This window comes from Vibrio tasmaniensis, from assembly GCF_024347635.1.
In the GTDB taxonomy this organism is placed as follows: Bacteria; Pseudomonadota; Gammaproteobacteria; order Enterobacterales; family Vibrionaceae; genus Vibrio; species Vibrio tasmaniensis.
In genome coordinates this window covers 2,764,024-2,790,922 of sequence record NZ_AP025510.1, presented here as the reverse complement: position 1 = coordinate 2,790,922, position 26,899 = coordinate 2,764,024, and the positions used below count along the sequence as shown (strand labels likewise).

Below are 26,899 nucleotides of genomic sequence, written 5' to 3'. Positions count from 1 at the left end.
TTAAAAATGGTTCGGCTTAGACATGACAGTTTAAGCCGATTTTTTTTGCCCGAGTTTTGGTTCACTGCCATCGAGTAGGCGACGAATATTCTGATGGTGACGTAGGACGATCAAACAACACAACATGGCCACAGGCAGTGTGTATTGAGGTTTAACTAACCAAGCGTAGAAAGGCGCAAGTAACACAGTAACCAGTGCTGCTAAAGAAGAGTAACGAAACAAAAACGCCACAACCAACCAAGTTGCCATGATCATGCCCGTTAGATCGAATCCAATTGGGGCGATGGCTCCGAGTGCTGTTGCGACGCCTTTGCCACCTTTAAAGTGGAAGAATATAGGGTACATATGGCCAAGACAGGCTGCAATTGCCACAACACCTAAGATGATAGGATCGATTTTGAGGTAGTAGCCAAGCCAGACAGGAATGGTGCCTTTAAGCATGTCACAAAGAAGAACGGCAGCAGCGGCACCTTTACCACCCACGCGAAGTACATTAGTGGCTCCGGGGTTATTGGATCCTACCGTTCTTGGATCAGGAAGTCTTAAGACTCGGCATATCAAGACCGCACTAGAGATTGAACCTAGTAAATAGGCAGCAATAATCATGATGAGTGCCAATGGGGTCATGTTTTTCCTTAAACAGTTATAAGCTTAACGATGGGAAAATAATGCTCAATCTAATAGTAATTGATATCATATCTGGAATTACGCAAATAATACGTTTTTTTCCCCGATATGGGTATCCGACCTCTAAAAGGACAAGTCATGGCTCTGGATAAAGTTTTCATTGAACAGCTAGAAGTAATTACAACGATCGGTGTTTACGATTGGGAACAAGAGATTAAACAAAAGCTTGTGCTTGATATTGAAATGGCTCATGACAATCGCCCAGCAGGTAAGAGTGATGATGTAGTCGATGCTTTGGATTACTCGACAGTCAGCACTGCCGTGCTTGACCACATAGCGAATGGCCGATTCCTACTGGTTGAACGTGTGGCAGAAGAAGTCGCTGAACTAATTATGACTCAGTTCTCAGTGCCTTGGATCAAGATCCGTCTAGCGAAGCCTGGCGCAGTACCACAAGCAAAAGCTGTGGGTGTGATCATCGAAAGAGGTCAAGCATGACAGTAGCCTATGTTGGTGTTGGCACGAACATAGACCGCGACAAGCATGCAAGGGTGGCATGGACAGAGCTTCAATCGTTAGGGACTAACCTCAAATGCTCGAAGATCTATCACTGTGAGCCTGTTGGGTTTAACAGTCATCCGTTTTACAATTTTGTGGTAGAGATCGACACATCACTCTCATTGACTGAATTTTCACAACAACTGCGTCAAATTGAGTTCAAGTGGGGGCGCTCTCAAGATGCCCATAAGCTTCAAGATCGAAAACTCGATCTTGATATTGTGCTGTTTGGAGAGGTGGTATCAGAGAGCGATCCAGAATTACCACGCAGTGATATCTATAAATATCCTTTTGTAACACAACCTCTTTATGATCTTTGTCCTGCGAGAGTGATCCCGCAAGATGGACGAACCGTCAGTGAAATATGGCAGAAGATGCAGCAATTAGACATGCTCTCTGTCGTAGATATAACACTATAATTTTTAAGGTAAGTAATGAGTTATTTTGAAGCGTTTATGTTGGCGTTGGTGCAAGGCTTTACTGAGTTTTTGCCTATTTCCAGTTCTGCACACCTAATCCTTCCTTCTGCCGTATTAGGTTGGGAAGATCAAGGCTTGGCCTTTGATGTGGCTGTCCATGTCGGTACTTTGGCAGCCGTCGTTATCTATTTCCGTAAAGAAGTGGTCTCTCTTTTGAGTGCATTCTTTGGGTCGGTGTTTAAAGGCGATCGCAGTAAAGAAGCTAAGTTGGCGTGGATGATCATTCTCGCAACGATTCCTGCGTGTATCTTTGGTTTGCTGATGAAAGATATTGTTGAGCTTTACTTGCGCAGTGCATGGGTGATTGCGACGACCACGATTATCTTTGGTCTGTTGCTATGGTGGGTGGATAAGAACTCAAGCCTACGAGATGACGAATACCAAGCGGGTTGGAAAAAAGCGCTGTTTATTGGTCTTGCTCAAGCAATGGCGATCATCCCTGGTACTTCTCGTTCTGGCGCGACGATTACCGCAGCGCTTTACCTTGGTTTTACACGAGAAGCCGCGGCTCGATTCTCTTTCTTGATGTCTATCCCAATCATCACCTTAGCTGGTGGTTACTTAGGCTTGAAGTTGGTGACAAGTGGTGACCCAATCCATGTTGGTACCTTGCTAACGGGTATCGTGGTGTCTTTCATCAGTGCTTATATTTGTATTCACTTCTTCTTGAAGCTTATCTCACGTATGGGTATGACCCCGTTTGTTATCTACCGTCTGATTCTAGGTTTTGGCCTGTTTGCTTTCTTGATGATGCAGTAGCACTCGATTTAAGTTTACGACCTACGAAAACAAATATTTCGTCCTACAGATTGAAACGGAAAAACCCGCCTAGTAGCGGGTTTTTTTATACCGGAGAATCAGCGCTATTGCGATTAATTATCAGCGAGTTCTAATAGGGCGTTTTCAATCGCGATAGCTCTGCGTTTCTCTTGTTCTTCTCGAATATCTTTGCCTTGAAAACCATCGGCAATAATCGCTTTAACTTCGACTTGAAGCGCTGCTTGGTAAGCCACTTCAAAACGCGCTTTCTGAGGGTAAGGCTGATCTTCTAATCCTTTACGACCAGCATGATCGGCTTGGCAGCAAAGCAGTATGTCGTTGAGCCTGTCTGGTTTACGCCAAACATCAAACTTATTCAGAACCTTGAGAAAGGTGGTTGGCTTGAGCTCGCCTGCTCGATGGATATTAGAATGCTGCTCGCAAACTAACAGTGCGAGATCTCTGAATTCATTGGGCACTCTAACTCTTTCACACAGCTTCTTAATGATTTTTAAGCCTGTATGGCAATGCATTTTGTGGCTTGGCCATTCGCTTTCTGGCGTGATGCCTTTACCTAAATCATGCACTTGAGCGGCAAAACGCACGGGTAATGATGAGCTTAATCGCGCAGCTTGCTGAGCAACCATCAGGGTGTGAATGCCCGTGTCGATCTCAGGGTGCCATTTTTCAGGCTGAGGGACACCAAATAGAGCGTCAATTTCTGGCAAAACAACCGCTAGTGCTCCGCACTCTTTCAACACAGAAAGGAATACTTCTGGGTGTGGCGTGCTAAGAGACTTGTACCACTCTTGCCAAACTCGTTCTGCCGTAAGATGTGCCAGTTCACCGGATTGCACTATCTCACTCATCATCACCATGGTTTCTGGCGCAACCGTAAAGTTGAGATGGTGAAGCTTGGCAGCAAAGCGAGCGACACGCAGCACACGCAGAGGATCTTCAACAAAAGCATCCGAAACGTGTCTTAGAATACGATCTGAGAGATCTTTCTGGCCATGGTACGGATCGTAAAGTTGGCCTTTATCGTCTTGAGCAATGGCGTTGATGGTCAGATCTCGGCGCATGAGATCTTCTTCCAAACTCACATCTGGTGCAAAGTAACATTCGAAACCCGTATAGCCAGAACCGGACTTTCTCTCGGTACGAGCCAGTGCGTGCTCTTCTTTGGTTTTTGGGTGTAAGAATACAGGGAAATCTTTCCCGACAGCAGTAAATCCAAGGCTTTCCATTTCTTGAGGGGTACTTCCTACCACTACCCAATCTCTATCATAGCTATCAATATTGAGCAGTTTATCGCGTACCGCTCCACCGACAAGATAGCGTTGTAGCCCATTGTCTTTTGGTAGGCTATCGAATATTTGCAACTTATCACCTCGAAATGTTTTATCACTGCTGGACTTTACTGCAAGCAATGGTACTTTCCATTAATCGTAATTATAGGGCAGCACATGTATAAGGAATATTTTGGCTTCGTTGAGATGCCATTTTCGATTGTACCAAATTCTCGCTATTTGTTTTTGAGTCAGCGTCACCAAGAAGCGATGCAGAACCTACAAGCCGGATTAGGCGAAGGAGGGGGCTTCGCGATGCTTACTGGTGAAGTCGGTACAGGAAAAACAACGGTCGCCAAAGCGATGTTGTCATCACTCGATAATCAGACTCAAGCTGGCCTTATACTTAACCCTACGTTTTCCAATACTGATTTACTGGAAGCGATTTGTGATGAGTTTGAGGTTGAGTACCCTGAACAAGCATCGTTGAAACAGCTGAGTCAGGCCATTCATTATTTTCTACTTGATAGCCATGCTGAAGGCATTCAAACCCTATTGGTGATCGATGAAGCCCAACATCTTGCTGCCGATGTGTTGGAGCAGTTACGCCTTCTAACAAACTTGGAAACCGACAGTCGTAAGCTGTTAAAGGTGCTGTTGGTTGGCCAACCTGAATTACAGCAACACTTACAAACCACACAGTTACGTCAACTTGCGCAGCGGATTACAGGTCGCTATCACTTACTGCCTCTTAATATCGAAGAAGCTGGTCAGTACATCGCGTTTCGTTTGGAAACTGCGGGTGGTGAGCAGATGTTGTTTTCGAATCGTTCAATCAAGCTTATCGCCCAATATACCCATGGTATTCCGAGGCTCATTAACTTGGTGTGTGATAAAGCGCTGCAATTGGCTTTCCATGATGGTGATAAATCACCGAGTAATGAAACGGTTAACCGAGCTTGTCAGCAGATCATGGCCTTTCAGGCTGATGTGTATCACGTCGAGAAAACTCGTGCTACTCATGTAGCCCCAAAATTACTCCAATACGCGGGGATTGCCACATTAAGTGTCGGCCTTGCAATCGCGACCTTTAACTTCGCCCCTGCCTATATTAGTTCATGGGTGACTGCGGATACTTCCAGTGAAGTTAAAACGGAAGTCGCGGCGCATACTCAACGCTCATTTGTGGCTGAAACTCCGACACTGGTTGATACACCTATATCGGCTCAAGAGCTCAAGGCTTCGAAATTTGCACTACCACAAGATGTTCAGAAGCACTTGAAGCAAGGAAATAACCAAACGCTTGCAATTAGGGATCTTTACACGCTTTGGGGATATGAATCCTCGCTTCGTGATTGGCTATGTTTGAGTGAACAACAAAGTGTATTTGTATGTGAGCAACATCAAGCCAATTTAGAATATTTGATAGAGCTTGGAGTTCCCGTGGTTCTTAATCTGGAATTAGCGCAAGAACCTGTGTTTGCTGTACTTTATGGCGCGTCTGAGGAATCTGTTGAGCTCCTCGTCAACGAAAAGCTATTGGTGATGCCTAAGCGTACCTTAACGCAAATTTGGCAAGGTGATTATGTCGCGATTTGGAAACAGCCGCTAAGAGAGACCTTAAAAGAGGGCTATCAAGGTGAGGCGGTTGCTTTACTTGATCTATTGCTTTCTGAAGTCTTGGGTGAAGACGTATCGGGCAGTGATGTCTTTGACTATGAATTGAAAATGAAAATCGAAGCGTTTCAAACTTGGCAGGGTATGTCTGTTGATGGCATTGCAGGTAAGCGCACCTTAGCAAGACTGCAGAGATTAGCTCAACTCGACTCGCCTCAGTTGATGTCGCTAGAAGGAGGCGAAAGCTAATGTCACGTATTATGCACCAGCTTAAACAGTCTTCTAATAATAAACCTAGCTTCAAAGGCTACCAAAATCATCACGAGCCTAGTTCTGCTAGAGGGATTAGCAGCAAACGAGGTTCATCGTTAGCAATGGGGCTACTCCTTGTCTTAGTGCCTTCTTTGTTGGTGAGCGGCCTTCTGGCTTATCAGTCGTATACTCAACAGCAGATAAATTCGGCTAGCCAAGTCCAAGTTACCGAAGTCGCTCTGTCAGAATCAAAGTTTCAATCAGACCTTGATCCTCAAATTGCTGGTGCTGACATAGCCAGTGTGGATGCTGTGTTAGTGGATGCAGACGATGAAGTATTATTCTCTGTTCGCTCGGCACCGGTAAGCCAACTTTTGAAAGCACTACCGCGCCAAGAAATTCATGTAAATATGGGCACCGACATCGATGATATCGCTAGTGGCTCAAAAGCGATCGTGGCAAATGTAGATAATAGTAATCAAGCAGCAACGAATTTTGAACCGTCATCTGTCGAACCATTAGTTCAACCTGGAACGAATAATGATAATGGTATTCTACAATCGGACCGTGATTTACTGAAAGGGTTAGACCTCACCGAGTTACCACCCGATTTAGCATTGAAACTTGAATCAATGATGGGAGAGCAACCGGTCTCACCCGAACCGATGGATTCTAGACCTGTGGGGAGTATGGATTCTCAGATCATAGGTTTAGAAACACATGGTAATAGACTGTCGGGTGTATTACCTAAGTTAGACCTACAAACTCATATGTACTCGAGTAGTGAAACTAAGCGTTGGGTCAAAGTGAATGGCCACGAAGTCGCTCAAGGGGAGTGGATCGAGCGGGGTATTCAGTTGCTTGAGATTAAGCCACAATCGGTAATCATTGAATTCAATCAGCAGAAGATAGAAATCCCAGCTTTATACGAGTGGAAAGGCTAATGAGTTCTAAAGGGCTCTAGATGAAGACAAATAAAAAGGAGCACCTCGGTGCTCCTTTTTGGTATTCGATACTGAATCTACTGTACCAAATGCGAGGCTTACGCCCAGCCGTTTGGTGACTTTCTGCGACGAGGCATGATGTGTGGCAGAACAAGGCCAAGAAGTAGACCAATACCAGCAACACCACCACCGTACATGAAGTACTTCAATAGTAAGTCATCTTTTTGAGTATCTAGCTTAGCACGGAGTTCACGGTTCTCTGTTTGAGAGCTCGTTAGCTGTTGGCTAATCTCACTGTAGTTCTGCTCTAGTTCAGCAATCTGCTTGTTACGAGAGTCTAGAGAGCTTGCGAGACCTGCTTTTTCGCTATCAGCACTTTGGCGAGCATTCGCCAGTTTGCCTTTTACTTCAGAGAGTTCTTTCTCTAGCTTAGGCATGCGCAGTGCCATACTTTCTTTTGTGCTTACGAACTTACTCTCAACCCAACCTTTGCGTCCTCGGCTATCTTGAACCTGAGTGTAACCCGTGCTCTTGTTAGTTTGCAGGTAGGTGATTTTCTCACCGGCATCAATACTACCTATGATACGGAAAGTATTGTTTGGGCCAGAGTGCATATAAGTAAATAGTTTGTCAGCAATATAACGGTCTTGAGCAAAGGCAGCTGGAGCCGCAAGCATTGCGAACAAAACTAAGCTAATCAGTTTTTTCACAGTAAATCCTTTAACGATTCAAATTGGGTAGGCGTATGAGTCAGCCTCAATCAGCAAATAATATTTAGTTTTTTTATATGGTGCAACAAAGAAGGGAGGCAAAGCCTCCCTTTCTGTGCGTTTGAGTCAATAATGACATGGTATTTACATATCTTTACTGAAGCTCACCGTTTTCTGACGCTAATAATAACTAACGTCAGGGCTATTACATAGTAAACATAGCCTGAATTGCGTAGAAGAATACAACAGCAAGTAGAGCACCTGCAGGTAACGTCACAATCCAAGAAGCTACGATGTTACGCACAACGCCTAGGTTTAGAGCTGCGATACCACGAGCAAAACCTACACCCAAAACCGCACCAACCAATGTTTGCGTGGTTGAAATCGGAAGGCCAGTACCTGAAGCAAGTACAACCGTACATGCTGTTGCAAGTTGTGCAGCAAAGCCACGGCTAGGTGTTAGTTCTGTAATACCAGTACCAACAGTTGCCATTACTTTATGGCCCATTGTTGCAAGACCAACAACGATACCAATACCACCTAGTGGAAGAATCCACCATGCGATAGTGCTCTTGCCTGAGATTTCGCCCATGTGCTCAACCGTTGAAACAACCGCTGATAGTGGACCAATCGCGTTGGCAACATCGTTTGAACCGTGTGCGAATGCCATTGCACAAGCCGTGATAACCATTAGTACGCTGAAGATACCTTCTACGCCAGTAAAACCGTGGTCTTCTTCGCGGTTAGCAAACTTCTTCTGAATGTATAAGTAACCGCCAACCATGACGACAGCAGAAACACCTGCAGCCCATAACCATGCTTCAGTACCGCTAAGGTGAAGGCCAACGTGCTTAAGACCTTTCTTGATCGTTACAAGTGCAATGACCATTGTCGTAATGAACATGTATACCGGTACAAAACGCTTCGCATTGAATAGCGGGTTTTCTGTATCGAATATCAGTCGTTGGGCACTGACAAATATGAGATAGGCGAAGATACCGGAAATCAACGGCGTGACAATCCAACTTCCCACAATGCCTTGAACACTGTTCCAATCTACAGCTTCAGTACCCACAGACACACAAGCAAAACCGATGATTGCACCGATGATTGAGTGAGTCGTTGATACTGGCCAGCCCATGTATGAAGCTAGAAGTAGCCATGTGCCAGCAGCGAGTAGTGCAGACATCATACCGTACACAAGTACGTCAGGTTGATCTGCAAACAGAGATGTTTCGATAACACCTTTACGGATCGTGTCTGTTACTTCGCCGCCCGCAAGGTAAGCACCTGCGAATTCAAAGATCATTGCGATAATGATCGCTTGTTTAACGGTTAGAGCTTTAGAGCCTACTGAAGTGCCCATTGCGTTCGCAACGTCATTTGCACCAATACCAATAGCCATCAAGAAACCGAAAGCTGCTGCAACAATAATCAGGACAGTGCCGTAGTTAGCAAGGATATCCATCGTAATACCTAGTTGTTTGATAACAAGCGGAACAAATTTAGACGCAAAAAACCGCTCAGCGAGAGAAATACTCAGCGCATAAGTGGTTTGTTCAAAAAATGCTCTTCGTTATATAGTTAACGTATGATTTAAGATCGAGAAAGCATTACTTCAAGACGAGCGCCTACACGCTGTGCTTGATCTGCAATACCACCAACCCATTCAAGAATTTTGTATAAGAACATGATATCAACTGGATTCAGACCTTCTTCAATCGCCATTAGTTGTTGGCGTAGTTCGATCTGCATCGCATCCGTGTCATCTTCAATTACATCTAATTGATGAATCATTTCAGCAACGAGTGTTACTTCACGGCCTTTAAAGCCAGTTTCAAGTAATTCGTCTAATTCATTGATTACGTTTTGTGCTTGGTTCGCTGCATCTAGACAACGTTTAACGTAAGCGATGAAGTTTTCTTGCATAGGAGCAGGAATGACAAGTTGACGACCATATACACGGCCAGCAATGTCTTTCGCTAGGTTTGCGAGTTTGTCTTGTTGAGTTAATAGCTCCAACATATCGGTGCGATCAACTGGCATAAACAAACCGCGAGGAAGTTTAAGGCGAATTTCACGTTTTAGTACGTCAGCTTCTTTCTCAAGGTGAGAAATTTGAGCTCGAATTTCTGATGCTTTTTCCCAGTCACCTTTTGAAGAAACTTCAAAGAAATTAACTAGGTGAGAACAACATTCGTTCACGCATACTACGTGACGCTGCAAAGGTTTAATTGGGGACTTTGCAAATAACCCCATAATTGTATTTACTGGCATGGTCATCCAACCTAATAAATAATAACCTTAAAACAACATACACCATATTCATGGTGAAATGTTAAGCGATGGCTACAAAGTCGCGCATGTTAACCTAATCAATGTCTCATTAAAACTGTTTTAGATCATCATAAGGGCGATATTTCTGACTTGCTGACTTTTCAAATTGGCAATATCCTGTCCCTATCTTCACAGAAAGGTATAACTATGGAAACCGAGATAGAACTGAAGTTTTTTGTTTCTCCTGATTTTTCAGAGACTTTACGCAATAAAATTGCTGAAACTAAAGTACTTCAGCACAGTTGTCGTGAGCTAGGTAACATCTACTTTGACACCCCCGATAACTGGCTACGCAAGCACGATACTGGCTTGCGCATTCGACGCTTTGATGACGTATTTGTACAAACCGTAAAGACGGCTGGTCGTGTGGTTGCTGGCTTGCATCAAAGGCCTGAATACAATGCAGAACACGACAGCAACGAACCTAAGCTAGCTCTGCATCCAGAGGATATCTGGCCAGCAGGTAAAGACATCGAAATATTGCAAGCGGAGCTGACTCCTCTATTTTCTACCAACTTCACTCGTGAGCAATGGTTGATTGGTATGCCTGATGGCAGTCAAGTCGAGGTCGCATTCGATCAAGGTTTTGTTGAAGCAGGCGAACTGCAAGAGCCTATTTGCGAAGTCGAACTAGAGCTTAAATCGGGTCAAACGGATGCTCTGTTTACCCTGTCTCGTCAATTCTGTGAACAAGGCGGCATGCGTTTAGGTAACCTAAGCAAAGCGGCTAAGGGTTACCGCCTTGCTCAAGGTTATCAAGGAGATGAAGTCACTCCTTTGACTTTAGTTGATACTGACAAAAGTGATACCGTTGAATCGTGTTTCATTCAATCTTTAGAGCATGCTCTCGCTCATTGGCATTATCACGAGCAGATCTTTACTGAGCGCCAATCAATTGAAGCGTTACATGAAATCAGTCACTCGCTGAGTTTCATTCGTCAAACCTTCACTATTTATGGCGGTATTGTCCCAAGACGTGCGAGTGCTATTTTACGCCAAGAGCTTAAGTGGCTTGAGCAAGAGCTCGACTGGCTGAAAAGCTATGACCATTTCGAAGACTTGCTCGAAGATAAAGGCCACGTGCTGCGAAAACTGGATGCGCGTAAGTTCTTGGTCGCTGAACTTAAAGAGATGCAAGAGCAACTTCCCGATCGCGAAGAGCTGCTGACCTTGTTGAGCTCTGCTCGTTATACTGGTTTGTTGCTAGATCTGAGTCGCTGGATCTTATCTCGTGGTTGGCAGCCATTCTTAGATGAAAAAGCGCGTGAGCAAATGTCTCGTGGTATCGAATGGTTTTCCGTGCAGCAACTCGATCGTACATGGGCCGACTTGATGGAAGCTTTTCCACCGGAACGCGTAATGACCAGCCAAGCGTATATTGAGCAGCAATACCGTTTGATGCGAAATCTATATTCTGGTGTCGGTTTCGCGAGTTTGTATGATGACGATGAACGAAACAGTTTCCGCTTGCCATGGGCTGATATGGTGCAAGGTATTGATGATTTGCTGGCACTTAAAACACTAGAGCCTTTGACGGAGAAGTTAGAAGGCGATGAGAAGGTTCAGCTTGAGCGTTGGTTAGCTCGTCAAGAGGTATCTATTCTGCACGCGATGGAACAGACACGCCAAATAAGCGTAGAAGTTGAGCCGTATTGGCAAGACTGAGTTTCATAACAACATCAAATTGAAAATAGGGCTTCGGCCCTATTTTTTTGTTTGTTGTTCCAGCTTTTCTAGTCGTTCGATAATTTGCTGTTGTTGCTCGATGATCTTCTCAAGGTGCTTCTCTTTGTCTTCTGCTCGTTGATTGTCATGGCGAGTTGGGGAAGTGATCAAAGAAGTAATCAACCCTGAAATCATACCAAAAACCCCCACCCCACAAATGATCACCAGAGAAGCGACCAACTTGCCTGAACTCGTTACTGGATAATGATCGCCGTACCCCACGGTACTAATCGTTACGAAAGCCCACCATAAAGCATCTTGGCCAGTGGTAATGTTGGCATTGGGATCCTTGTGCTCTAGCAACAGTATTGTTCCTGCACCTATGGTCAGGAGAATAACCAATAGCAAAATAATTGAGGCGAGTGTGGTTTCTTTTCGATTGCGAAACAGCTCTCTGAAAACACGTTTTCCTGACCGAAGAACGAGAATCACGCGCAAGATCTGAAAAATGCGAGCGAATCGAAGTGGCTCGACCATAGGGATGCTTGCCAAGAAATCGATCCAGTGTACTTTTAGATATTCTTTCTTATTCTGTGATCTGAATAGATCAATAGTGAGCTGAAAAAGAAAAACACTACAGATTATAAAGTCTAGGCCGATAAGAACTTGTTTCGATTCTTTATCAATCGGTGCAAACAATAGGCCTGAGATCACAAATAACGCTAAGAAAGAGAGAATCAGTGATAATAAGCTCATCGGCTTAGTGGCGTCTTTGATACTATTTAACATTCATACGAGGCTCAAAATAAATCGCGAACTTTGACTGACATAGCCATCTCGCGGATATAGAAGCCATCAATATATAAGAGTTAATGGAGAACTGACAATGACTAAACTGTCATTCAAGCCGTGGGAAAGGATTATCTCAGACATCCGTCTCGTTCCTAAAATGATCATGCTGATGGTTTTCAGCACTATCTTGATTATTTCGAAGCAGCTATGGGACGCAAGTGCGTTTTACGATTCATTACTTGCAGTTACCAACAATGCGCAAGTTGCACAGCAGCATTACGAGACTTACTTAGTTCAAGTGGCTTGGCAAACAGCCGTGATGATCATTGTGTTTGTGGTTCTTCTATTAGCCGCGGCGCGCGTTATGCTTCGCCAAACTCAATACCTCAATGACGCCATTAAAACCATGGCCGATAAGAACCTATCAGTGCCTATTCATATGGATTGTAAAGATGAATACGGTGATGTGGCACGAGAACTCGAAAAAACGCGAGTCCAGTTGAATGACATGATCAAAACTCAGGTGGCCTCTTCTGATGAGTTGTTTGCTCTGACGGAAGTGATGACCATCAGCATGTCAGAAACCAAAGACTCCGCTCAAGAAGAGTTCAACGAGATTGATCAGCTAGCGACAGCGATGAGCGAGATGACGTCTACCGTGCAAACCGTGGCCGAGCATGCGCAAAGTGCTTCTTCTCTTACTGAGCAAGCATCAGGTCAAGCTCTGACCGGTCAGAAGTTCGTTCAAGGTTCTGTTTCTAAGATGAGTGAGTTGTCTTCGGACATCGCAGCCTCTGCAGCAGCGGTAAACCAAGTAGAAGAACGCGTAGACTCGATTGGCAGTGTCGTTGGTACTATCCAAGGTATTTCAGAGCAAACCAACCTATTAGCGTTGAACGCAGCGATTGAAGCCGCGCGTGCCGGTGAAGCGGGACGTGGTTTTGCGGTGGTTGCCGATGAGGTTCGTAACCTTGCGCAACGCACTCAACAAGCGACCGTAGAAATTCAAGATATGATCAGCCACCTACAAAGCAGTGCTAACTCGGCAGTAGAGCTGATGGAAAAGAGTGTTGTTGAAGCCGCTGAAGGCGTAGACCTAGTGACTAACGCTGGTTCTGAGCTTGATGGCATCGTAAGCCAGGTAAACCAAATCAATGATATGAACTTCCAGATAGCTACAGCTGCGGGTCAACAGAGCACTGTTGCTGAAGAGATGAGTATCAACCTAACCAATGTTCGTGAGCTTGTTGAAGCTTCCGTCGTGGTGGTGGGTGAGCTTCTCGAGACTTCTGAGATCATGGAAAGCAACGCGCAAGAGCTAGACGGTAAGATTAAGCAGTTTAAGGTTTAATTCCCAGTTCTCGGTCTTGAGCTCTAGTTTGTAAGATCTAAAGGCCTATTCGTAGAGGCTAGAGGCTAGAGGCTAGAGGCTTGGCCTCGGAGACTGGTTATTAGAGATAAAAGCTCAACTTGATAAGTTCACTGATAAAACGTCCACATTGCTAATGTGGGCGTTTTTTATTGGCAGAACTTTGGTATAACTAATCATTAGTTATGAAAACTCGTTATTTAAGAACTGAATCGATAAATCGATTGTTCGGCGCGCAGCTTAAACAAGGAAGAAACATGCCATTGCCTTCTCAACTCATCACTCATTCCCAGTCTGCTTTTGAGCAATTATTAGAGCATCAAAGTGAAGCCATCAATACTTGGTCTGAGCCACTGACTGAAGATCTTAAACGTGTACTCGGTTTAAGCTGTTTTATTGGCGATTGCCTGCAGCGTGACACGGTTTTATGTGGTGACTTACCTGAGATGTTGGCATGCGAAGAACGTGCGGAAGGGTATCGCGAGCGTTTGGCCGAGTTACTTTCGGGTTGTGCTGATGAGATGAGCGGCCAACGTGTACTGCGCAAATTTCGTAATCGAGAGATGACCTACATTGCTTGGCGTGACTTTATGGGCTCATGGGATCTAGAACAGAGCTTAAGTCATTTGTCGATGCTGGCAGAGGCGATGATCTTCGAGACCTATCAATGGCAGTACGATATTTGTTGTAAAGAGTGGGGCACTCCTTGTAACGAGCAAGGTGAAGCGCAGCCTATGTTGATCATCGGCATGGGCAAACTAGGTGGCGGTGAGCTGAATTTCTCTTCCGATATCGATCTGATTTTCACCTACCCAGAAAATGGCGAAACCCAAGGAGCAAGAAGAAGTATCGCTAACGCGCAGTTCTTCACGCGTTTGGGGCAACGTATTATCAAGGCGCTTGATCAGCAAACCTTTGACGGATTCTGTTATCGAGTCGACATGCGCCTGCGTCCATTCGGGGAGAGCGGTCCTTTGGTTATGAGCTATGCTGCTCTTGAAGACTATTACCAAGAACAAGGCCGTGACTGGGAACGCTACGCAATGGTTAAAGCGCGAGTGATGGGCAGCGAAATGTACCCTGAATACCAAGAGCTCCGTCAGATGCTGCGTCCGTTTGTTTTTCGTCGTTATATTGATTTCAGTGCCATTCAATCTTTGCGTCGAATGAAGTCGATGATCAGTAGCGAAGTGCGACGTCGTGGCTTATCAAACAACATTAAGCTTGGCTCTGGTGGTATTCGTGAAGTCGAGTTTATTGCTCAAGTCTTTCAACTGATTCGTGGTGGACGTGAACCGAGCCTTCGTGGTCGAGGTTTGTTGGAGACGCTAAGTGCGATTGAATCTCTTCATTTATTAGAAGCAGAAGAAGTCGGTCACTTACGTGAGGCATACCTGTTTTTACGCCGCCTTGAGAACCTATTACAAGCGATGGCAGACAAGCAAACTCAAACCTTACCTGATGGCGATTTCGAACAGTTGCAACTTGCTGTCGCCATGCAGTTTGCAGATTGGGATGGTTTGATTGATGCGACACGTGCTCATATGGCGAATGTTCACACCGTATTCGAAGACCTAATTGGGGTTGATGAAGATGATGCTAACCCAATCGCGAGTCACTTTAGTGAGTTGTGGGATATGGCTCATAAGCAAGATGTGATTGAGCAGGTTCTAGAGCATGACATCGCGATTGCTAACCCGCAGCAAGCGGCGAAAACCATTATCCAATTCAAAGCTGATTTGGCTAAGAAAACCCTTGGCCCTCGTGGACGTGAAGTACTCAATCGATTAATGCCCAAAGTGTTTCAAGCGCTCTATACCGCCAAGGATGCTGAATTTGGTTTGTCTCGAGTGCTGCATCTGTTGCAAAAAATCGTTACACGCACCACGTATCTTGAGCTATTGGATGAGCACCCCGCTGCCCTCACTCAACTCGTTCGCTTATGTACAGCGAGCCCGATGATCTCGGAGCAGTTGGGTCGTTACCCAATTCTGTTAGATGAACTTATTGATCCGCAGCAACTCTATAACCCCGTGCCTTTAGAGTCTTACAAGACCGAGTTACGTGATTATCTAGCCCGTATTCCTGAAGATGATATGGAGCAACAGATGGAGGGGCTGCGTCAGTTTAAGCAGACTTGTATCTTGAGAATTGCAGCCGCTGATATTGCGGGCGTTTTGCCTGTTATGAAGGTCAGCGACCATCTAACCTACTTAGCAGAAGCGATTGTTGAGGCCGGCATCAATCAAGCTTGGTTACAAGTAACAGCTAAATTTGGGGAACCCACCCACGTTAAAGAGCGTGAAGGCCGCGGTTTCGCCGTGGTTGGTTACGGTAAAGTCGGCGGTTGGGAGCTTGGCTATAACTCCGATCTCGATATCGTGTTCATGCACGATTGCCCAGTACACATCTATACTGATGGTAAAAAAGAGATCGACGGACGCCAATTTTATCTGAGATTGGCGCAGCGCATTATTCATATATTCTCGACCAGAACTGCTTCTGGTATTTTGTACGAGGTCGACACTCGCTTACGCCCTTCCGGTGTCTCTGGTCTATTGGTGAGTCCAACCGAAGCTTTTGACGAGTATCAGCACAATGATGCGTGGACTTGGGAGCACCAAGCTTTGACTCGTGCTCGTATGATTTATGGCGATGACTTATTGGCATCTGCGTTTAATCAAACACGACATGAAGTTCTATGCTTATCACGAGATGAGGCTGTACTTAAAAAATCCGTTGTCGATATGCGTGAAAAAATGCGCGGGCACCTCGGTGGAAAAAAAGCGGAGAGATTCATGCTGAAACAAGATGCGGGTGGTATTACAGACATTGAGTTTTTGGCGCAGTATTTAGTACTTCGATACAGCAATGAAAAACCTAAGTTGACTCGTTGGTGTGACAATGTACGAATCTTTGAAAGCCTGTTGTCACAAGGGATTATGGACGAACAGCAAGGCATGGCATTAACTCATGCCTATACAACATTAAGAGATGAAATCCATCACCGCAATCTATTAAACCTTGATGCGGATGTGGCGATTGATAAATTTAAAATGGAAAGGGAACATGTTGTTCAGGCATGGAAGCAATGGATGGAAGCGTAACGGAACTATTTCTTAACGGTTACGTCATTATCATTTAGTGATCGCTTATCGACTTCTTAGTTGCTTATTAGCTACTTCTTAGCTGCTAGAGTATCTATCGAGTTAGGCTTTCACTCATTTTTCTATGGTTTAGCCACTGTAATCAGTGTGCTAGACTCTAGCCAGATTCGATTTTTGGAGATCCACAATGAAACCAATTCTACCTGACTACAGCCAATCAGGCGTTCTTGTTGTCGGTGATGTAATGCTTGACCGTTACTGGTATGGCCCTACTGGCCGTATTTCACCAGAAGCACCTGTGCCCGTTGTTAAAGTAGAAAATAACGAAGAGCGTCCTGGTGGTGCTGCCAACGTAGCAATGAATATTGCCTCGCTTGGTGGTCATGCTCATATCGTTGGTTTAACTGGAAAAGATGAGCCTGCTGAGGTGTTGAAAAATACCTTGGGTGCATTAAAGGTTAAGTGTGATTTTGTTGAGTTAGAAGATTACCCGACCATCACAAAGTTGCGTGTCATGAGCCGTGGACAGCAGTTAATCCGTCTTGATTTTGAAGACAAATTTGAGAACACGGATCCTGAACTTGTTTTATCTCGCATGGAGCAAGCGCTTCCTAATGTACGCTCGGTAATCTTATCTGACTATGCGAAAGGTGCTTTGGAGCATGTGCAGAGCTTTATTCAAAAAGCGCGCGCAGCGAACGTTCCGGTGTTTATTGATCCTAAAGGTGCAGATTTTGAACGCTACCGTGGGGCGACATTACTTACGCCAAACATGGCGGAGTTTGAGCTGGTTGCCGGTAAGGTTAAGTCTGAAGATGAAATGATCGAAAAAGGGCTAGCGTTAATCGAAGAGTTTGATTTTGAAGCCTTGCTAGTGACTCGCAGTGAGCATGGCATGACATTGCTCCGCAAAGGCGTAGAACCATTCCACTTACCGACCCAAGCGAAAGAAGTGTATGACGTTACTGGTGCTGGTGATACGGTTATTTCAGTATTAGCAGCTTCAGTTGCTGCAGGTAAGCCACTTGATGAGGCGTGTGCATTAGCAAATGCTGCAGCTGGCGTGGTAGTCGGCAAGCTAGGTACATCGACGTTGTCTACGATTGAGTTAGCGGAAGCGATTCATGGTAGCCAAGATACTGATTACGGTGTGATCTCTGAAGCTGCCCTAGTTGAAGCGGTGAAACGTGCTCGTGCGAAAGGCGAGAAAGTCGTTATGACTAATGGCTGCTTTGATATCCTGCATGCGGGACATGTCTCTTACATGAACCATGCTGCTGAGTTAGGTGATCGTTTGATCGTTGCTGTGAATACGGATGAATCAGTGAAACGCTTAAAAGGTCCAGGTCGTCCTGTGAACCCAACTGATCGTCGTATGGCGGTACTAGCTGGTTTAGGTGCGGTTGATTGGGTTGTTCCGTTTTCTGAAGATACACCGCAACGTTTGATCTCTGAAGTTCTTCCAAGCATTCTCGTGAAAGGTGGTGACTACAAACCTGAAGATATTGCTGGTGGTGCGGAAGTGATTGCCGCTGGTGGTGAAGTTAAAGTACTTAACTTTGAAGATGGTTGCTCTACGACTGAAATCATTAAAGCGATTCAAGGTGGTCGAGGCTAACTCTTCGTCTTCTAGCTTTCTCGTCTCAGGGCTTAACCTTTGGGTTAGGCTGAGAATTAGCTTTCAATAGATAATAAAAATGCCGCTCATTGAGCGGCATTTTTGTAACGGTAATCTAGTCACTTTATTAAAGACTCTGGTTAGAGTATTTAACTAGGATTTAAGCATTACTTGCTTGCGACTTTTAGGCCTGCGTTTACATCTACAATGTCTTGTTCGCTTAGCGTACCAACCGCTTGACGAAGCTGAAGAACACTTAGGATGTAGTTGTAACGAGCATCTGAAAGGTTTTTGTTGGCATCGTATAGGCGACGAGTTGAATCTAGTACGTCAACGATAGTACGAGTACCTACATCAAAACCTGCTTCTGTAGCTTCTAGAGCCGATTGAGCAGAAACAACAGATTGTTCGTAAGCGCGTAGCGCACCAATTGAAGCACTGATGTTGTTGTTGAATGCACGAACGTCTTTCACAACGCTACGGTAAGTCGCTTCTAGATCTTCACTTGCTGCAACATAGTTGTATTCAGCCTGTTTAGTCAAAGAAGTTGTGCTACCACCTGTGTATAGAGGCACAACTAAGTTTAAGCCGACGTTTAGATTATCTTGATCGTAGTCTTGAGAGCTTTTTGACTGATCTGCAATAGAGTAGTTACCGTCTAAGGTTAGGCTAGGTAGGTGACCAGAACTTGCTAGTGTGATGTTGTCTTTAGCGATGTCTTGATCAATACGTGATGCCAATAGCTTCAGGTTTTTCTCTTGTGCTTGCTCAACCAGTGCAACAGCAGATTCAGAAGACTTGCTTGCTGAGAAACGGTCTGTATCTAAGATGTTTAGATTAGAGTGCTCTTGACCTGTGATCTCACGTAGACCTTCGTAGTTATTAATCAGAGTGTTCTCTGCTAAAACTTCATCAGCCAAAACACCATCGTACTGAGCTTGCGCATCATGTACATCGGTGATTGCTGAAAGGCCAACTTCAAAGCGCTGCTTAGTTTGTTCCAGTTGACGAGCAACTGCGGCTTTTTCTGCACGAACAAACTCTAAGCTATCTTGAGCACGAAGTACTTCGAAGTAAGCGGTAGCGACACGAAGGATCAAAGCTTGTTGCTCTGCTGCGTATGAAGAATCAGCTTGGCGAGCTGTTTTCTCAGCTGTATCTAGCGTGATCCAAGAAGAGCGTTTGTAAAGCTCTTGCGTGAAGCCGACACCTACGCCCCATTGATTGTTGTCAAGATCAGTAGTACCCGTAGCGTCGTAGTCACGCTCACCGCGATTGATATCATAGTTCGCGTTCAGGTTGATTTGTGGTAGCAAAGAGCTACGGCTTGACGTTACTGCTTCAAAAGCGGCATCGCGCTTCGCTGCTGAACGAAGAAGTTGTGGATCGTTCTGTTTTGCTTGGTCGTAAACCTCAGCTAGCGTATCAGCGAAAGCTGACGAACTCAGGCTGCCAATTGCTGCACTGATAAATAGTGGAAGCAGTTTTTTCATTTTCCTATTCCTGCCTTTATTGGAATTTTCTTTAAAAGAGTTTAACCCAGTTTGTTGGTAATTTACTCGAAACTTTGCACTTTTTTACAGTTAACTATCCACTTGTGCAATATTTATTTTTTAAAACTTAACTTTAATTATAAGTTTTATATTAAAAGTTGAACCTTATCCTTGGTAGTTAACTCGGACAATGAGTAAACTATAAGATCACTTAGTGAGGTATCAAATGCAACAGTATGATGATCAACGACATAAGTTTACTCCGCAAGATGTGGAAATAGTCTCAAAAGAGACGCTGTTTCGTGGTTTTTTCAAAATGGTTAAATACACATTTAAACATAGACTGTTTGAGGGTGGTTGGAGCCAACCAATCGAGCGTGAGATGTTTGAGCGTGGACATGCTGCCGCTTTGCTACCTTATGATCCTGTACGTGACGAAGTCGTGATCGTCGAACAGATCCGGGTCGGTGCTCTAGAGCATGAGAACCCATGGCAATACGAAGTTGTTGCTGGGATTATTGATACCGATGAGTCACCACAAGATGTTGCTCGTCGTGAGGCGATGGAAGAAGCGGGGGTTGAAGTCGGATCTGTATTGCCTATTACTTCGTATTATCCTTCATCCGGCGGTTGTTCAGAAAGGCTCGACGTCTTTGTTGGCTGTGTTGATGCCACGACAGCAAAAGGGGTTCACGGATTGGATTACGAAGGTGAAGATATTCGCGTACAAGTGATGAGTCGCGAAGCCGCTTATCAGTTAGTAAAAGACGGTGTGTTTGAAAATGGCGCCACGATCATTGCGTTGCAGTGGCTACAATTGAACTACCAAGAATTACAGTCAGAGTGGATAGATTAACGTCATGCCAAATATAGCAGTCAAAAAACCGTATCACGTCGATCTGGCTGAATTGATGCGAGTTTATGAGACTAACTATGCCAAACTTAATGCTCTGTTACCGGTTGGGCATGAGGTTGGTGACGTTCGCTGTTACCAAGCCGTTAATATGGTGTATCAATTGACAGTGAATGAGGTCACAAAATACACCACATTAATAGATATATGTCAGAGTGACGAGATGCCAGTGTTTCCTTTGCCAAAAATGTCTGTCAGGCTATATCACGACGCTCGAGTTGCAGAAGTGTGCGCTAGCGGGGATTTTTCGCGAGTCAAAGCAAAATATGACTATCCCAACACAAAACTTCTGCAAAAAGATGAGAAATTTCAATTGAACAAATTTCTTGGGGAGTGGTTAACATTTTGTTTAAAAACAGGTATCAGCCGAACTCCAGTTTCTTTTTAATTGAGCTGATTTAAAAACACTTTTAAAGTCTTAAACAGTAACGTATCTGGATTTGTTATTTTGGAATTATCACACACTTCAAAATTTGATGAGAGCAGTATTAAGCTTGTACAGCTAACGGACACGCATTTATTTGCGCCGAGCAATGGCAGCTTATTAAGCATCAACACTCAAGATAGCTTTCGTGCTGTAGTCGATGCCATTGTTAGTCAGGGCTTTGACTATCAAGCGATTTTAGCAACTGGTGATATTTCTCAAGATCACAGTGCTGAGTCGTACCAAAAATTTGAGTCAGGAATTCAGCCTTTGGATAAGCCGTGTTACTGGTTGCCAGGGAACCATGACTTCAAACCGAATATGGGCAGTGTTTTACCATCACCACAAATACAGTGCGTTGAGCATGTCTTGCTAGGTAATAATTGGCAGATGGTGATGCTAGATTCGCAAGTGGTTGGTGTGCCTCATGGTCGCCTTAGCGATCAACAGCTTGATCTGTTGGAACAAAAGCTAGCCGAATTCCCCGAACGTAATACCTTGGTGTTGCTGCACCACCATCCACTATTGGTTGGCAGTGCATGGCTGGACCAACATAATCTGAAAGACGCCGATCAATTCTGGGAAGTGGTTCAACAGCACACCAATGTGAAAGCGGTACTGTGTGGTCACGTTCATCAAGACATGAATCGAGAGCACCATGGTGTACAAGTCATGGCAACACCGTCGACTTGTGTGCAATTCAAGCCTAACTCAGATGACTTTGCGGTTGATACTTTGTCACCTGGTTGGAGAGAGATTGAGTTGCATCAAGATGGATCAGTAAGCACGCAAGTTCGCCGCTTAGCTCATGGACAATTCTTACCTGACTTTGAAGCCGCTGGTTATTAATGAAGGTTGCTATTGATGCTTGATTCTGAACAGCAAACCGCTAAGCCTCCACTGCTTCTCTATATTCACGGGTTCAACAGTTCATCGCGTTCTCACAAAGCAACGGTGATGGCTGACTATTGCGCGGAGCATCGTGCAGATATCAAGGTGATGACACCTCAATTGCCATGTTTTCCTCAGCAAGCTGCCATTTATTTGCAGCAACTGGTGGAGCAATATAAAGAGCAATATCAGATAGCGTTGGTTGGTAGCTCATTGGGTGGCTATCTTTCAACATGGCTGAATAGTCATTATGGTTTTAAAGCCGTGGTTGTGAACCCAGCTGTTAAGCCGTATGAGCTTCTTGCTGACTATTTAGGTGAACAAGTTAATCCATACACAGATGAGCGATATGTGCTGGAAACAAAGCATATCAATGAACTGAAGGCGTTAGAGGTTCCGGCTATTGATCAGCCGAGTGACTTCTGGTTACTTCAGCAAACGGAAGACGAAGTTCTGGATTACCGACAAGCGGTAGAGAAGTACCAAGGTGCAGTACAGACAGTAGAAGAGGGGGGGGATCATAGCTTTGTTAATTTTGAACGCTACCCCCAACAAATCATCACCTTCCTGAATCTTTAATCTGTTTCACTAATCAAGTAATTTTCTCTTGTTTGACTGTTATTTCATCTATCAGTGGTGAAATATCATAGTTTGATGCCTTAGTTTTTGAACTAGCTTGACATCATTACTCAGCTTCCAGACTATATTCCCCAATACTTCGCTCGTTCGCTCTACTATGACGGTTCATAGTAATGATTTCGCTTTAGTCAAACTAGAGCCAGCGAACTGACGCAAACTTTTTGAGTAAACTCCGTATTATGACTGAACAATATAATGCAAAAGACCTCGAGGTACTTGAAGGTCTCGACCCCGTGCGACACCGCCCGGGAATGTATACCGAGACAGAAAGACCAAACCACCTTGCCCAAGAAGTCATTGATAACTCGGTTGATGAAGCACTAGCGGGACACGCTAAGAAGATTAAAGTCGTGTTGCATGCTGACCAATCGTTAGAAGTGACGGATGATGGCCGTGGTATGCCGGTTGATATCCACCCTGAAAAAGGGATCTCAGGTGTTGAGCTGATTTTAACTAAGCTCCACTCTGGCGGTAAGTTCTCGAACAATAACTACAAGTTTTCAGGTGGTTTGCACGGGGTAGGTATCTCGGTGGTAAACGCGTTGTCAAAACGTGTTGAAGTGACGGTTCGCCGTGACGGTCAGGTACATGAAATTGCCCTTGAAGGTGGTCATGCCGTAACGGATCTTACTGTTACAGGTACTTGTGGTCATCGCAATACCGGTACGACGGTACATTTTTGGCCAGATCCAAAATATTTCGATAGCTCTAAGTTCTCTGTTTTACGTCTTATCAATAACTTGCGCGCTAAAGCTGTACTTTGCCCTGGTTTAGAAATCACCTTTGTCGACAAGGTTGGCGGTGAAGAACATAAATGGTTCTATGAAGATGGTCTAAAAGACTACCTTGCAGAAGGTGTGAAAGGTTACACCTTGCTGCCTGAGGAACCTTATGTTGGCGAATTCGTTGCTGAAACAGAAATGGCGAACTGGGCGATTATTTGGCAGCCAGAAGGCGGTGATATGATCACCGAGAGTTACGTGAACTTAGTACCAACTAAGCAAGGTGGTACACACGTAAACGGCCTTCGACAAGGTCTGCTTGATGCAATGCGTGAATTCTGTGAATTTCGTAACCTTCTACCGCGTGGCGTTAAGTTAACGGGTGACGATATTTTCGATCGTTGTTCGTACGTATTATCGGTGAAGATGCAAGATCCGCAATTTGCTGGTCAAACAAAAGAACGTCTTTCTTCTCGTCAAACCGCAGCGTTTGTGTCTGGGGTGGTAAAAGATGCCTTTAGCTTGTGGTTGAACGAAAAACCACAACTGGCAGAACAGTTAGCTGAAGCTTGTATTGCGAATGCTCACCGTCGCATGCGCGCAAGCAAAAAGGTTGTGCGTAAGAAGATTGCTTCAGGCCCAGCACTGCCGGGTAAGCTAACCGATTGTTCGGTTCAAGATTTAAGTCGTACCGAAATCTTCTTCGTGGAAGGGGACTCGGCGGGTGGTTCTGCTAAACAAGCACGTGATCGTGAGTTCCAAGCGGTTATGCCACTTCGCGGTAAGATCCTAAATACATGGGAAGTGTCAGCGGACCAAGTATTGGCTTCACAAGAAGTACATGATATTTCGGTTGCTCTGGGTATCGACCCTGATAACGATGACTTGTCAGGCCTGCGTTACGGTAAGATCTGTATCCTTGCCGATGCGGACTCGGATGGTCTTCATATCGCGACACTACTATGTGCACTATTTACTCGCCATTTCCATGCATTGGTTGAAGCGGGTCATATCTATGTGGCAATGCCCCCTCTGTATCGTATCGATTGCGGTAAAGAAGTGTTCTACGCACTTGATGACGCAGAGAAAGATGGTGTGCTTGAGCGACTGTCGCAGAAGAAAGCTAAGATCAACGTGCAACGATTCAAAGGTCTGGGTGAAATGAACCCACTTCAGTTACGTGAAACCACCATGGATCCGAACACTCGTCGTCTTGTTCAATTAACGATTGATGACAACGAAGCGACCAACGAGATGATGGACATGCTGCTTGGTAAAAAACGTGCAGATGATCGCCGTACATGGCTACAGACTAACGGTGATATGGCCGAGGTATAATGGATGTCTAACGAAATTACATATGATGGCGTTGAACAGCTGCCAATGCGCAAGTTCACCGAAGATGCCTACTTAAATTACTCAATGTACGTGATCATGGATCGTGCATTACCGTATATCGGTGATGGCTTGAAGCCAGTACAGCGTCGTATTATCTACGCGATGTCTGAGCTGGGCTTATCAGCTGCATCGAAATACAAAAAATCAGCACGTACCGTTGGTGACGTATTAGGTAAGTATCACCCACACGGTGATTCTGCTTGTTATGAAGCGATGGTATTGATGGCGCAACCCTTCTCTTACCGCTACCCATTGGTAGATGGTCAAGGTAACTGGGGTGCACCGGATGACCCGAAATCGTTCGCTGCGATGCGTTATACCGAAGCGAAATTATCTAAGTTTGCTGAGGTTCTGCTAGGTGAACTAGGTCAAGGCACCGTTGATTGGCAACCAAACTTTGATGGCACCATGAAAGAGCCTCAAATGTTGCCTGCACGTCTGCCTCACATCTTACTTAACGGTATTACTGGTATCGCGGTAGGTATGGCGACTGACATCCCGCCTCACAATGTCCGTGAAGTGGCGAACGCAGCGATTCACTTGATTGATACGCCGAAAGCTGAACTTCCAGATGTGATGGGTTTCATTCAAGGCCCTGATTACCCGACAGAGGCTGAGATTATTTCGCCGAAGTCGGACATCGAAAAGATCTACCGTACAGGACGTGGCAGCATCAAGATGCGCGCGGTTTGGCACAAGGAAGGCTCTGATATTGTTATCACGGCTTTACCTCATCAAGTGTCAGGTGCGAAATTACTTGAGCAAATTGCTAACCAGATGCGCGCTAAGAAGCTGCCAATGGTTGACGACTTGCGTGATGAATCGGATCACGAGAACCCAACGCGTATCGTTGTGGTTCCTCGTTCAAACCGTATCGACTGTGACCAACTGATGAGCCACCTGTTCGCGTCGACGGATCTAGAGAAAAACTTCCGCGTTAACTTGAACATGATTGGTTTAGACAATCGTCCTCAAGTTAAAGGCTTAGTTCAAATTCTGAAAGAGTGGATTGAGTTCCGTCGCTCGACCGTTCGTCGTCGTTTGCAGTACCGTTTAGATAAAGTACTGGCACGTTTGCACATCTTAGAAGGCTTACTTGCTGCTTATCTTAATATCGATGAAGTGATTGAGATCATTCGTACAGAAGACGAACCATGTCCTGTTCTAATGAACCGTTTCAACATTTCTGAAATTCAAGCCAATGCAATTCTTGATATTAAACTTCGTAACTTAGCTAAGTTAGAAGAGTTTAAAATTCGAGCTGAGCAAGAAGAGCTTGAAGCTGAACGTGAAAAGCTTGAAAAACTACTCGGTTCAGAGCGTCGCTTGAATACGTTGATCAAGAAAGAAATCCAAGCAGATGCTGATAAATACGGCGATGATCGTCGTTCACCTCTGATTGAGCGTGCTGAAGCGAAAGCGCTAACAGAACGCGACTTAGTACCAAGCGAACCAATCACGGTTGTGTTGTCTGAAAAAGGTTGGATTCGTCATGCTAAAGGGCATGAAGTTGACGCTGAAGGCTTGAACTACAAATCTGGTGATAAATTCTTAGCAAGCGCTAAGGGTAAGAGTAACCAACAAGCGGTGTTCCTTGGCAGTGATGGCCGAAGCTACTCCCTTGAGTCACATTCACTACCGTCGGCGCGAAGCCAAGGTGAGCCAATTACAGGCCGCTTGAACGTTAGCCCAGGTACTTCTATTCGCCAAGTGGTGATGGGAGAGAATGAACAATTATGGTTAGTCGGCTCTGATGCGGGTTATGGCTTTGTTTGTAAGGGCAGTGATTTACTGTCTAAGAATAAGAGCGGTAAAGCGTTGGTTAACTTGCCACAAGCTTCTGAAGTGATGTTACCAAGCCCGATTGCTGACTTGGACAGTAACCAGATTCTGGCGATTACGAACCAAGGACGTATGTTGTTGTTCCCGATTAAAGACCTACCTCAGCTGAGCAAAGGTAAAGGCAACAAGATCATCAACATCCCTTCTGCGAAAGCAAAAGAGCGTGAAGAGTTTGTATTGCATCTGATGGCTATTCCAGAGAATGCAACGCTGACTATTTACGCGGGCAAACGTAAACTTGGCTTGAAACCTGCGGACCTTGAAAACTTCCGTGGTGAGCGTGGTCGTCGTGGTGGTCTGCTCCCAAGAGGTTTACAGCGTGTGACGCGCATCGATATCGATGAACCTAGTGACGCTTAGTTTTATCATAAGCTTTGATTAATAAAAGAAAACCCAGCTTAAGAGCTGGGTTTTTTGTGTCTGTACTTTTTGTATCTGTACATGGCGGTTTGAA

The 26,899-nt window shown here is 44.9% G+C and carries 22 protein-coding genes; 15 read left to right on the top strand and 7 right to left on the bottom strand.

Annotated features, from left to right (window positions below):
* Positions 1-30: 30 nt before the first annotated feature.
* Positions 31-627, bottom strand: a complete 597-nt coding sequence (plsY, locus tag OCV44_RS12440; RefSeq protein ID WP_009847793.1) for a glycerol-3-phosphate 1-O-acyltransferase PlsY — start codon at positions 625-627, stop codon at positions 31-33.
* A gap of 138 nt (positions 628-765) precedes the next feature.
* On the opposite strand from plsY, the gene folB reads away from it, so the two are divergent.
* Genes folB through OCV44_RS12425 form a run of 3 tightly spaced genes read left to right on the top strand, consistent with a single transcriptional unit; the run spans position 766 to position 2,423 of the window.
* Positions 766-1,125 (top strand): dihydroneopterin aldolase, encoded by a 360-nt coding sequence (gene folB, locus OCV44_RS12435; protein ID WP_004735969.1) that lies wholly within the window; start codon positions 766-768, stop codon positions 1,123-1,125.
* Complete coding sequence (gene folK / locus OCV44_RS12430; RefSeq protein ID WP_139683805.1) at positions 1,122-1,604, top strand: 2-amino-4-hydroxy-6-hydroxymethyldihydropteridine diphosphokinase; 483 nt, start codon at positions 1,122-1,124, stop codon at positions 1,602-1,604. The genes folB and folK overlap by 4 nt, the downstream gene beginning before the upstream one ends.
* A 15-nt stretch (positions 1,605-1,619) precedes the next feature.
* Complete coding sequence (locus OCV44_RS12425) at positions 1,620-2,423, top strand: undecaprenyl-diphosphate phosphatase (RefSeq protein ID WP_004735967.1); 804 nt, start codon at positions 1,620-1,622, stop codon at positions 2,421-2,423.
* 113 nt (positions 2,424-2,536) lie between these two features.
* Here OCV44_RS12425 and OCV44_RS12420 read toward each other — a convergent pair whose 3' ends face one another.
* A complete protein-coding gene (locus OCV44_RS12420; RefSeq protein ID WP_139683806.1) occupies positions 2,537-3,853 on the bottom strand; it encodes a multifunctional CCA addition/repair protein in 1,317 nt (438 codons plus the stop codon).
* Between the two features lie 36 nt (positions 3,854-3,889).
* On the opposite strand from OCV44_RS12420, the gene OCV44_RS12415 reads away from it, so the two are divergent.
* Complete coding sequence (locus tag OCV44_RS12415) at positions 3,890-5,578, top strand: ExeA family protein (RefSeq protein WP_211349749.1); 1,689 nt, start codon at positions 3,890-3,892, stop codon at positions 5,576-5,578.
* Positions 5,578-6,525 (top strand): general secretion pathway protein GspB, encoded by a 948-nt coding sequence (locus OCV44_RS12410; protein ID WP_139683807.1) that lies wholly within the window; start codon positions 5,578-5,580, stop codon positions 6,523-6,525. The genes OCV44_RS12415 and OCV44_RS12410 overlap by 1 nt, the downstream gene beginning before the upstream one ends.
* 98 nt (positions 6,526-6,623) lie before the next feature.
* Here OCV44_RS12410 and OCV44_RS12405 read toward each other — a convergent pair whose 3' ends face one another.
* The 3 genes from OCV44_RS12405 to OCV44_RS12395 form a co-directional block, all read right to left on the bottom strand.
* Entirely contained in the window at positions 6,624-7,235 is a 612-nt protein-coding gene (locus OCV44_RS12405; protein ID WP_086050104.1) for a TIGR04211 family SH3 domain-containing protein, read from the bottom strand.
* Positions 7,236-7,440: 205 nt separating this feature from the next.
* On the bottom strand, positions 7,441-8,703 hold the full coding sequence (locus OCV44_RS12400) for an inorganic phosphate transporter (RefSeq protein ID WP_135444471.1): 1,263 nt from the start codon (positions 8,701-8,703) through the stop codon (positions 7,441-7,443).
* Positions 8,704-8,831: 128 nt separating this feature from the next.
* A complete protein-coding gene (locus tag OCV44_RS12395; protein WP_170213692.1) occupies positions 8,832-9,512 on the bottom strand; it encodes a TIGR00153 family protein in 681 nt (226 codons plus the stop codon).
* Between the two features lie 207 nt (positions 9,513-9,719).
* Here OCV44_RS12395 and OCV44_RS12390 point away from each other — a divergent pair, with 207 nt between their 5' ends.
* A complete protein-coding gene (locus OCV44_RS12390; RefSeq protein ID WP_139683808.1) occupies positions 9,720-11,237 on the top strand; it encodes a CYTH and CHAD domain-containing protein in 1,518 nt (505 codons plus the stop codon).
* A gap of 39 nt (positions 11,238-11,276) precedes the next feature.
* Here the strand turns inward: OCV44_RS12390 and OCV44_RS12385 are convergent, their stop codons facing one another.
* Positions 11,277-12,026 (bottom strand): potassium channel family protein, encoded by a 750-nt coding sequence (locus OCV44_RS12385; protein WP_139683809.1) that lies wholly within the window; start codon positions 12,024-12,026, stop codon positions 11,277-11,279.
* A 97-nt stretch (positions 12,027-12,123) separates the two neighbouring features.
* On the opposite strand from OCV44_RS12385, the gene OCV44_RS12380 reads away from it, so the two are divergent.
* From OCV44_RS12380 to hldE, 3 genes are all read left to right on the top strand, one after another.
* Positions 12,124-13,380: a methyl-accepting chemotaxis protein gene (locus tag OCV44_RS12380; RefSeq protein WP_139683810.1), complete on the top strand. Its 1,257-nt coding sequence runs from the start codon at positions 12,124-12,126 to the stop codon at positions 13,378-13,380.
* A gap of 275 nt (positions 13,381-13,655) precedes the next feature.
* The gene (gene glnE / locus OCV44_RS12375; RefSeq protein WP_139683811.1) at positions 13,656-16,505 is read left to right on the top strand and encodes a bifunctional [glutamate--ammonia ligase]-adenylyl-L-tyrosine phosphorylase/[glutamate--ammonia-ligase] adenylyltransferase; all 2,850 of its coding nucleotides are present in this window, start codon (positions 13,656-13,658) and stop codon (positions 16,503-16,505) included.
* Between the two features lie 187 nt (positions 16,506-16,692).
* Positions 16,693-18,123: a bifunctional D-glycero-beta-D-manno-heptose-7-phosphate kinase/D-glycero-beta-D-manno-heptose 1-phosphate adenylyltransferase HldE gene (gene hldE / locus OCV44_RS12370; RefSeq protein ID WP_086050097.1), complete on the top strand. Its 1,431-nt coding sequence runs from the start codon at positions 16,693-16,695 to the stop codon at positions 18,121-18,123.
* 167 nt (positions 18,124-18,290) lie between these two features.
* Here hldE and tolC read toward each other — a convergent pair whose 3' ends face one another.
* Entirely contained in the window at positions 18,291-19,616 is a 1,326-nt protein-coding gene (gene tolC, locus OCV44_RS12365; protein ID WP_139683812.1) for an outer membrane channel protein TolC, read from the bottom strand.
* A 226-nt stretch (positions 19,617-19,842) separates the two neighbouring features.
* Here tolC and nudF point away from each other — a divergent pair, with 226 nt between their 5' ends.
* From nudF to parC, 6 genes are all read left to right on the top strand, one after another.
* A complete protein-coding gene (gene nudF, locus OCV44_RS12360) occupies positions 19,843-20,472 on the top strand; it encodes an ADP-ribose diphosphatase (RefSeq protein WP_139683813.1) in 630 nt (209 codons plus the stop codon).
* 4 nt (positions 20,473-20,476) lie between these two features.
* Positions 20,477-20,917: a DUF1249 family protein gene (locus tag OCV44_RS12355; RefSeq protein ID WP_139683814.1), complete on the top strand. Its 441-nt coding sequence runs from the start codon at positions 20,477-20,479 to the stop codon at positions 20,915-20,917.
* A gap of 60 nt (positions 20,918-20,977) precedes the next feature.
* Positions 20,978-21,802, top strand: a complete 825-nt coding sequence (gene cpdA, locus OCV44_RS12350) for a 3',5'-cyclic-AMP phosphodiesterase (protein WP_139683815.1) — start codon at positions 20,978-20,980, stop codon at positions 21,800-21,802.
* Between the two features lie 15 nt (positions 21,803-21,817).
* Positions 21,818-22,423, top strand: a complete 606-nt coding sequence (gene yqiA, locus OCV44_RS12345) for an esterase YqiA (RefSeq protein ID WP_139683816.1) — start codon at positions 21,818-21,820, stop codon at positions 22,421-22,423.
* Between the two features lie 239 nt (positions 22,424-22,662).
* Complete coding sequence (parE, locus tag OCV44_RS12340; RefSeq protein ID WP_009848965.1) at positions 22,663-24,543, top strand: DNA topoisomerase IV subunit B; 1,881 nt, start codon at positions 22,663-22,665, stop codon at positions 24,541-24,543.
* Positions 24,544-24,546: 3 nt separating this feature from the next.
* Positions 24,547-26,805: a DNA topoisomerase IV subunit A gene (parC, locus tag OCV44_RS12335; RefSeq protein ID WP_139683817.1), complete on the top strand. Its 2,259-nt coding sequence runs from the start codon at positions 24,547-24,549 to the stop codon at positions 26,803-26,805.
* Positions 26,806-26,899: the final 94 nt, after the last annotated feature.

What these genes read in the sequence shown, in the direction of transcription:
- tolC (WP_139683812.1), bottom strand. Translation starts at nt 19,616, where the DNA reads ATGAAAAAACTGCTTCCACTATTTATCAGTGCAGCAATTGGCAGCCTG.
- OCV44_RS12380 (WP_139683810.1), top strand. Translation starts at nt 12,124, where the DNA reads ATGACTAAACTGTCATTCAAGCCGTGGGAAAGGATTATCTCAGACATC.
- OCV44_RS12395 (WP_170213692.1), bottom strand. Translation starts at nt 9,512, where the DNA reads ATGCCAGTAAATACAATTATGGGGTTATTTGCAAAGTCCCCAATTAAA.
- parC (WP_139683817.1), top strand. Translation starts at nt 24,547, where the DNA reads ATGTCTAACGAAATTACATATGATGGCGTTGAACAGCTGCCAATGCGC.
- OCV44_RS12410 (WP_139683807.1), top strand. Translation starts at nt 5,578, where the DNA reads ATGTCACGTATTATGCACCAGCTTAAACAGTCTTCTAATAATAAACCT.
- plsY (WP_009847793.1), bottom strand. Translation starts at nt 627, where the DNA reads ATGACCCCATTGGCACTCATCATGATTATTGCTGCCTATTTACTAGGT.
- parE (WP_009848965.1), top strand. Translation starts at nt 22,663, where the DNA reads ATGACTGAACAATATAATGCAAAAGACCTCGAGGTACTTGAAGGTCTC.
- folK (WP_139683805.1), top strand. Translation starts at nt 1,122, where the DNA reads ATGACAGTAGCCTATGTTGGTGTTGGCACGAACATAGACCGCGACAAG.
- folB (WP_004735969.1), top strand. Translation starts at nt 766, where the DNA reads ATGGCTCTGGATAAAGTTTTCATTGAACAGCTAGAAGTAATTACAACG.
- nudF (WP_139683813.1), top strand. Translation starts at nt 19,843, where the DNA reads ATGCAACAGTATGATGATCAACGACATAAGTTTACTCCGCAAGATGTG.
- OCV44_RS12425 (WP_004735967.1), top strand. Translation starts at nt 1,620, where the DNA reads ATGAGTTATTTTGAAGCGTTTATGTTGGCGTTGGTGCAAGGCTTTACT.
- yqiA (WP_139683816.1), top strand. Translation starts at nt 21,818, where the DNA reads ATGCTTGATTCTGAACAGCAAACCGCTAAGCCTCCACTGCTTCTCTAT.
- hldE (WP_086050097.1), top strand. Translation starts at nt 16,693, where the DNA reads ATGAAACCAATTCTACCTGACTACAGCCAATCAGGCGTTCTTGTTGTC.
- OCV44_RS12385 (WP_139683809.1), bottom strand. Translation starts at nt 12,026, where the DNA reads ATGTTAAATAGTATCAAAGACGCCACTAAGCCGATGAGCTTATTATCA.
- OCV44_RS12400 (WP_135444471.1), bottom strand. Translation starts at nt 8,703, where the DNA reads ATGGATATCCTTGCTAACTACGGCACTGTCCTGATTATTGTTGCAGCA.
- OCV44_RS12390 (WP_139683808.1), top strand. Translation starts at nt 9,720, where the DNA reads ATGGAAACCGAGATAGAACTGAAGTTTTTTGTTTCTCCTGATTTTTCA.
- glnE (WP_139683811.1), top strand. Translation starts at nt 13,656, where the DNA reads ATGCCATTGCCTTCTCAACTCATCACTCATTCCCAGTCTGCTTTTGAG.
- OCV44_RS12355 (WP_139683814.1), top strand. Translation starts at nt 20,477, where the DNA reads ATGCCAAATATAGCAGTCAAAAAACCGTATCACGTCGATCTGGCTGAA.
- OCV44_RS12415 (WP_211349749.1), top strand. Translation starts at nt 3,890, where the DNA reads ATGTATAAGGAATATTTTGGCTTCGTTGAGATGCCATTTTCGATTGTA.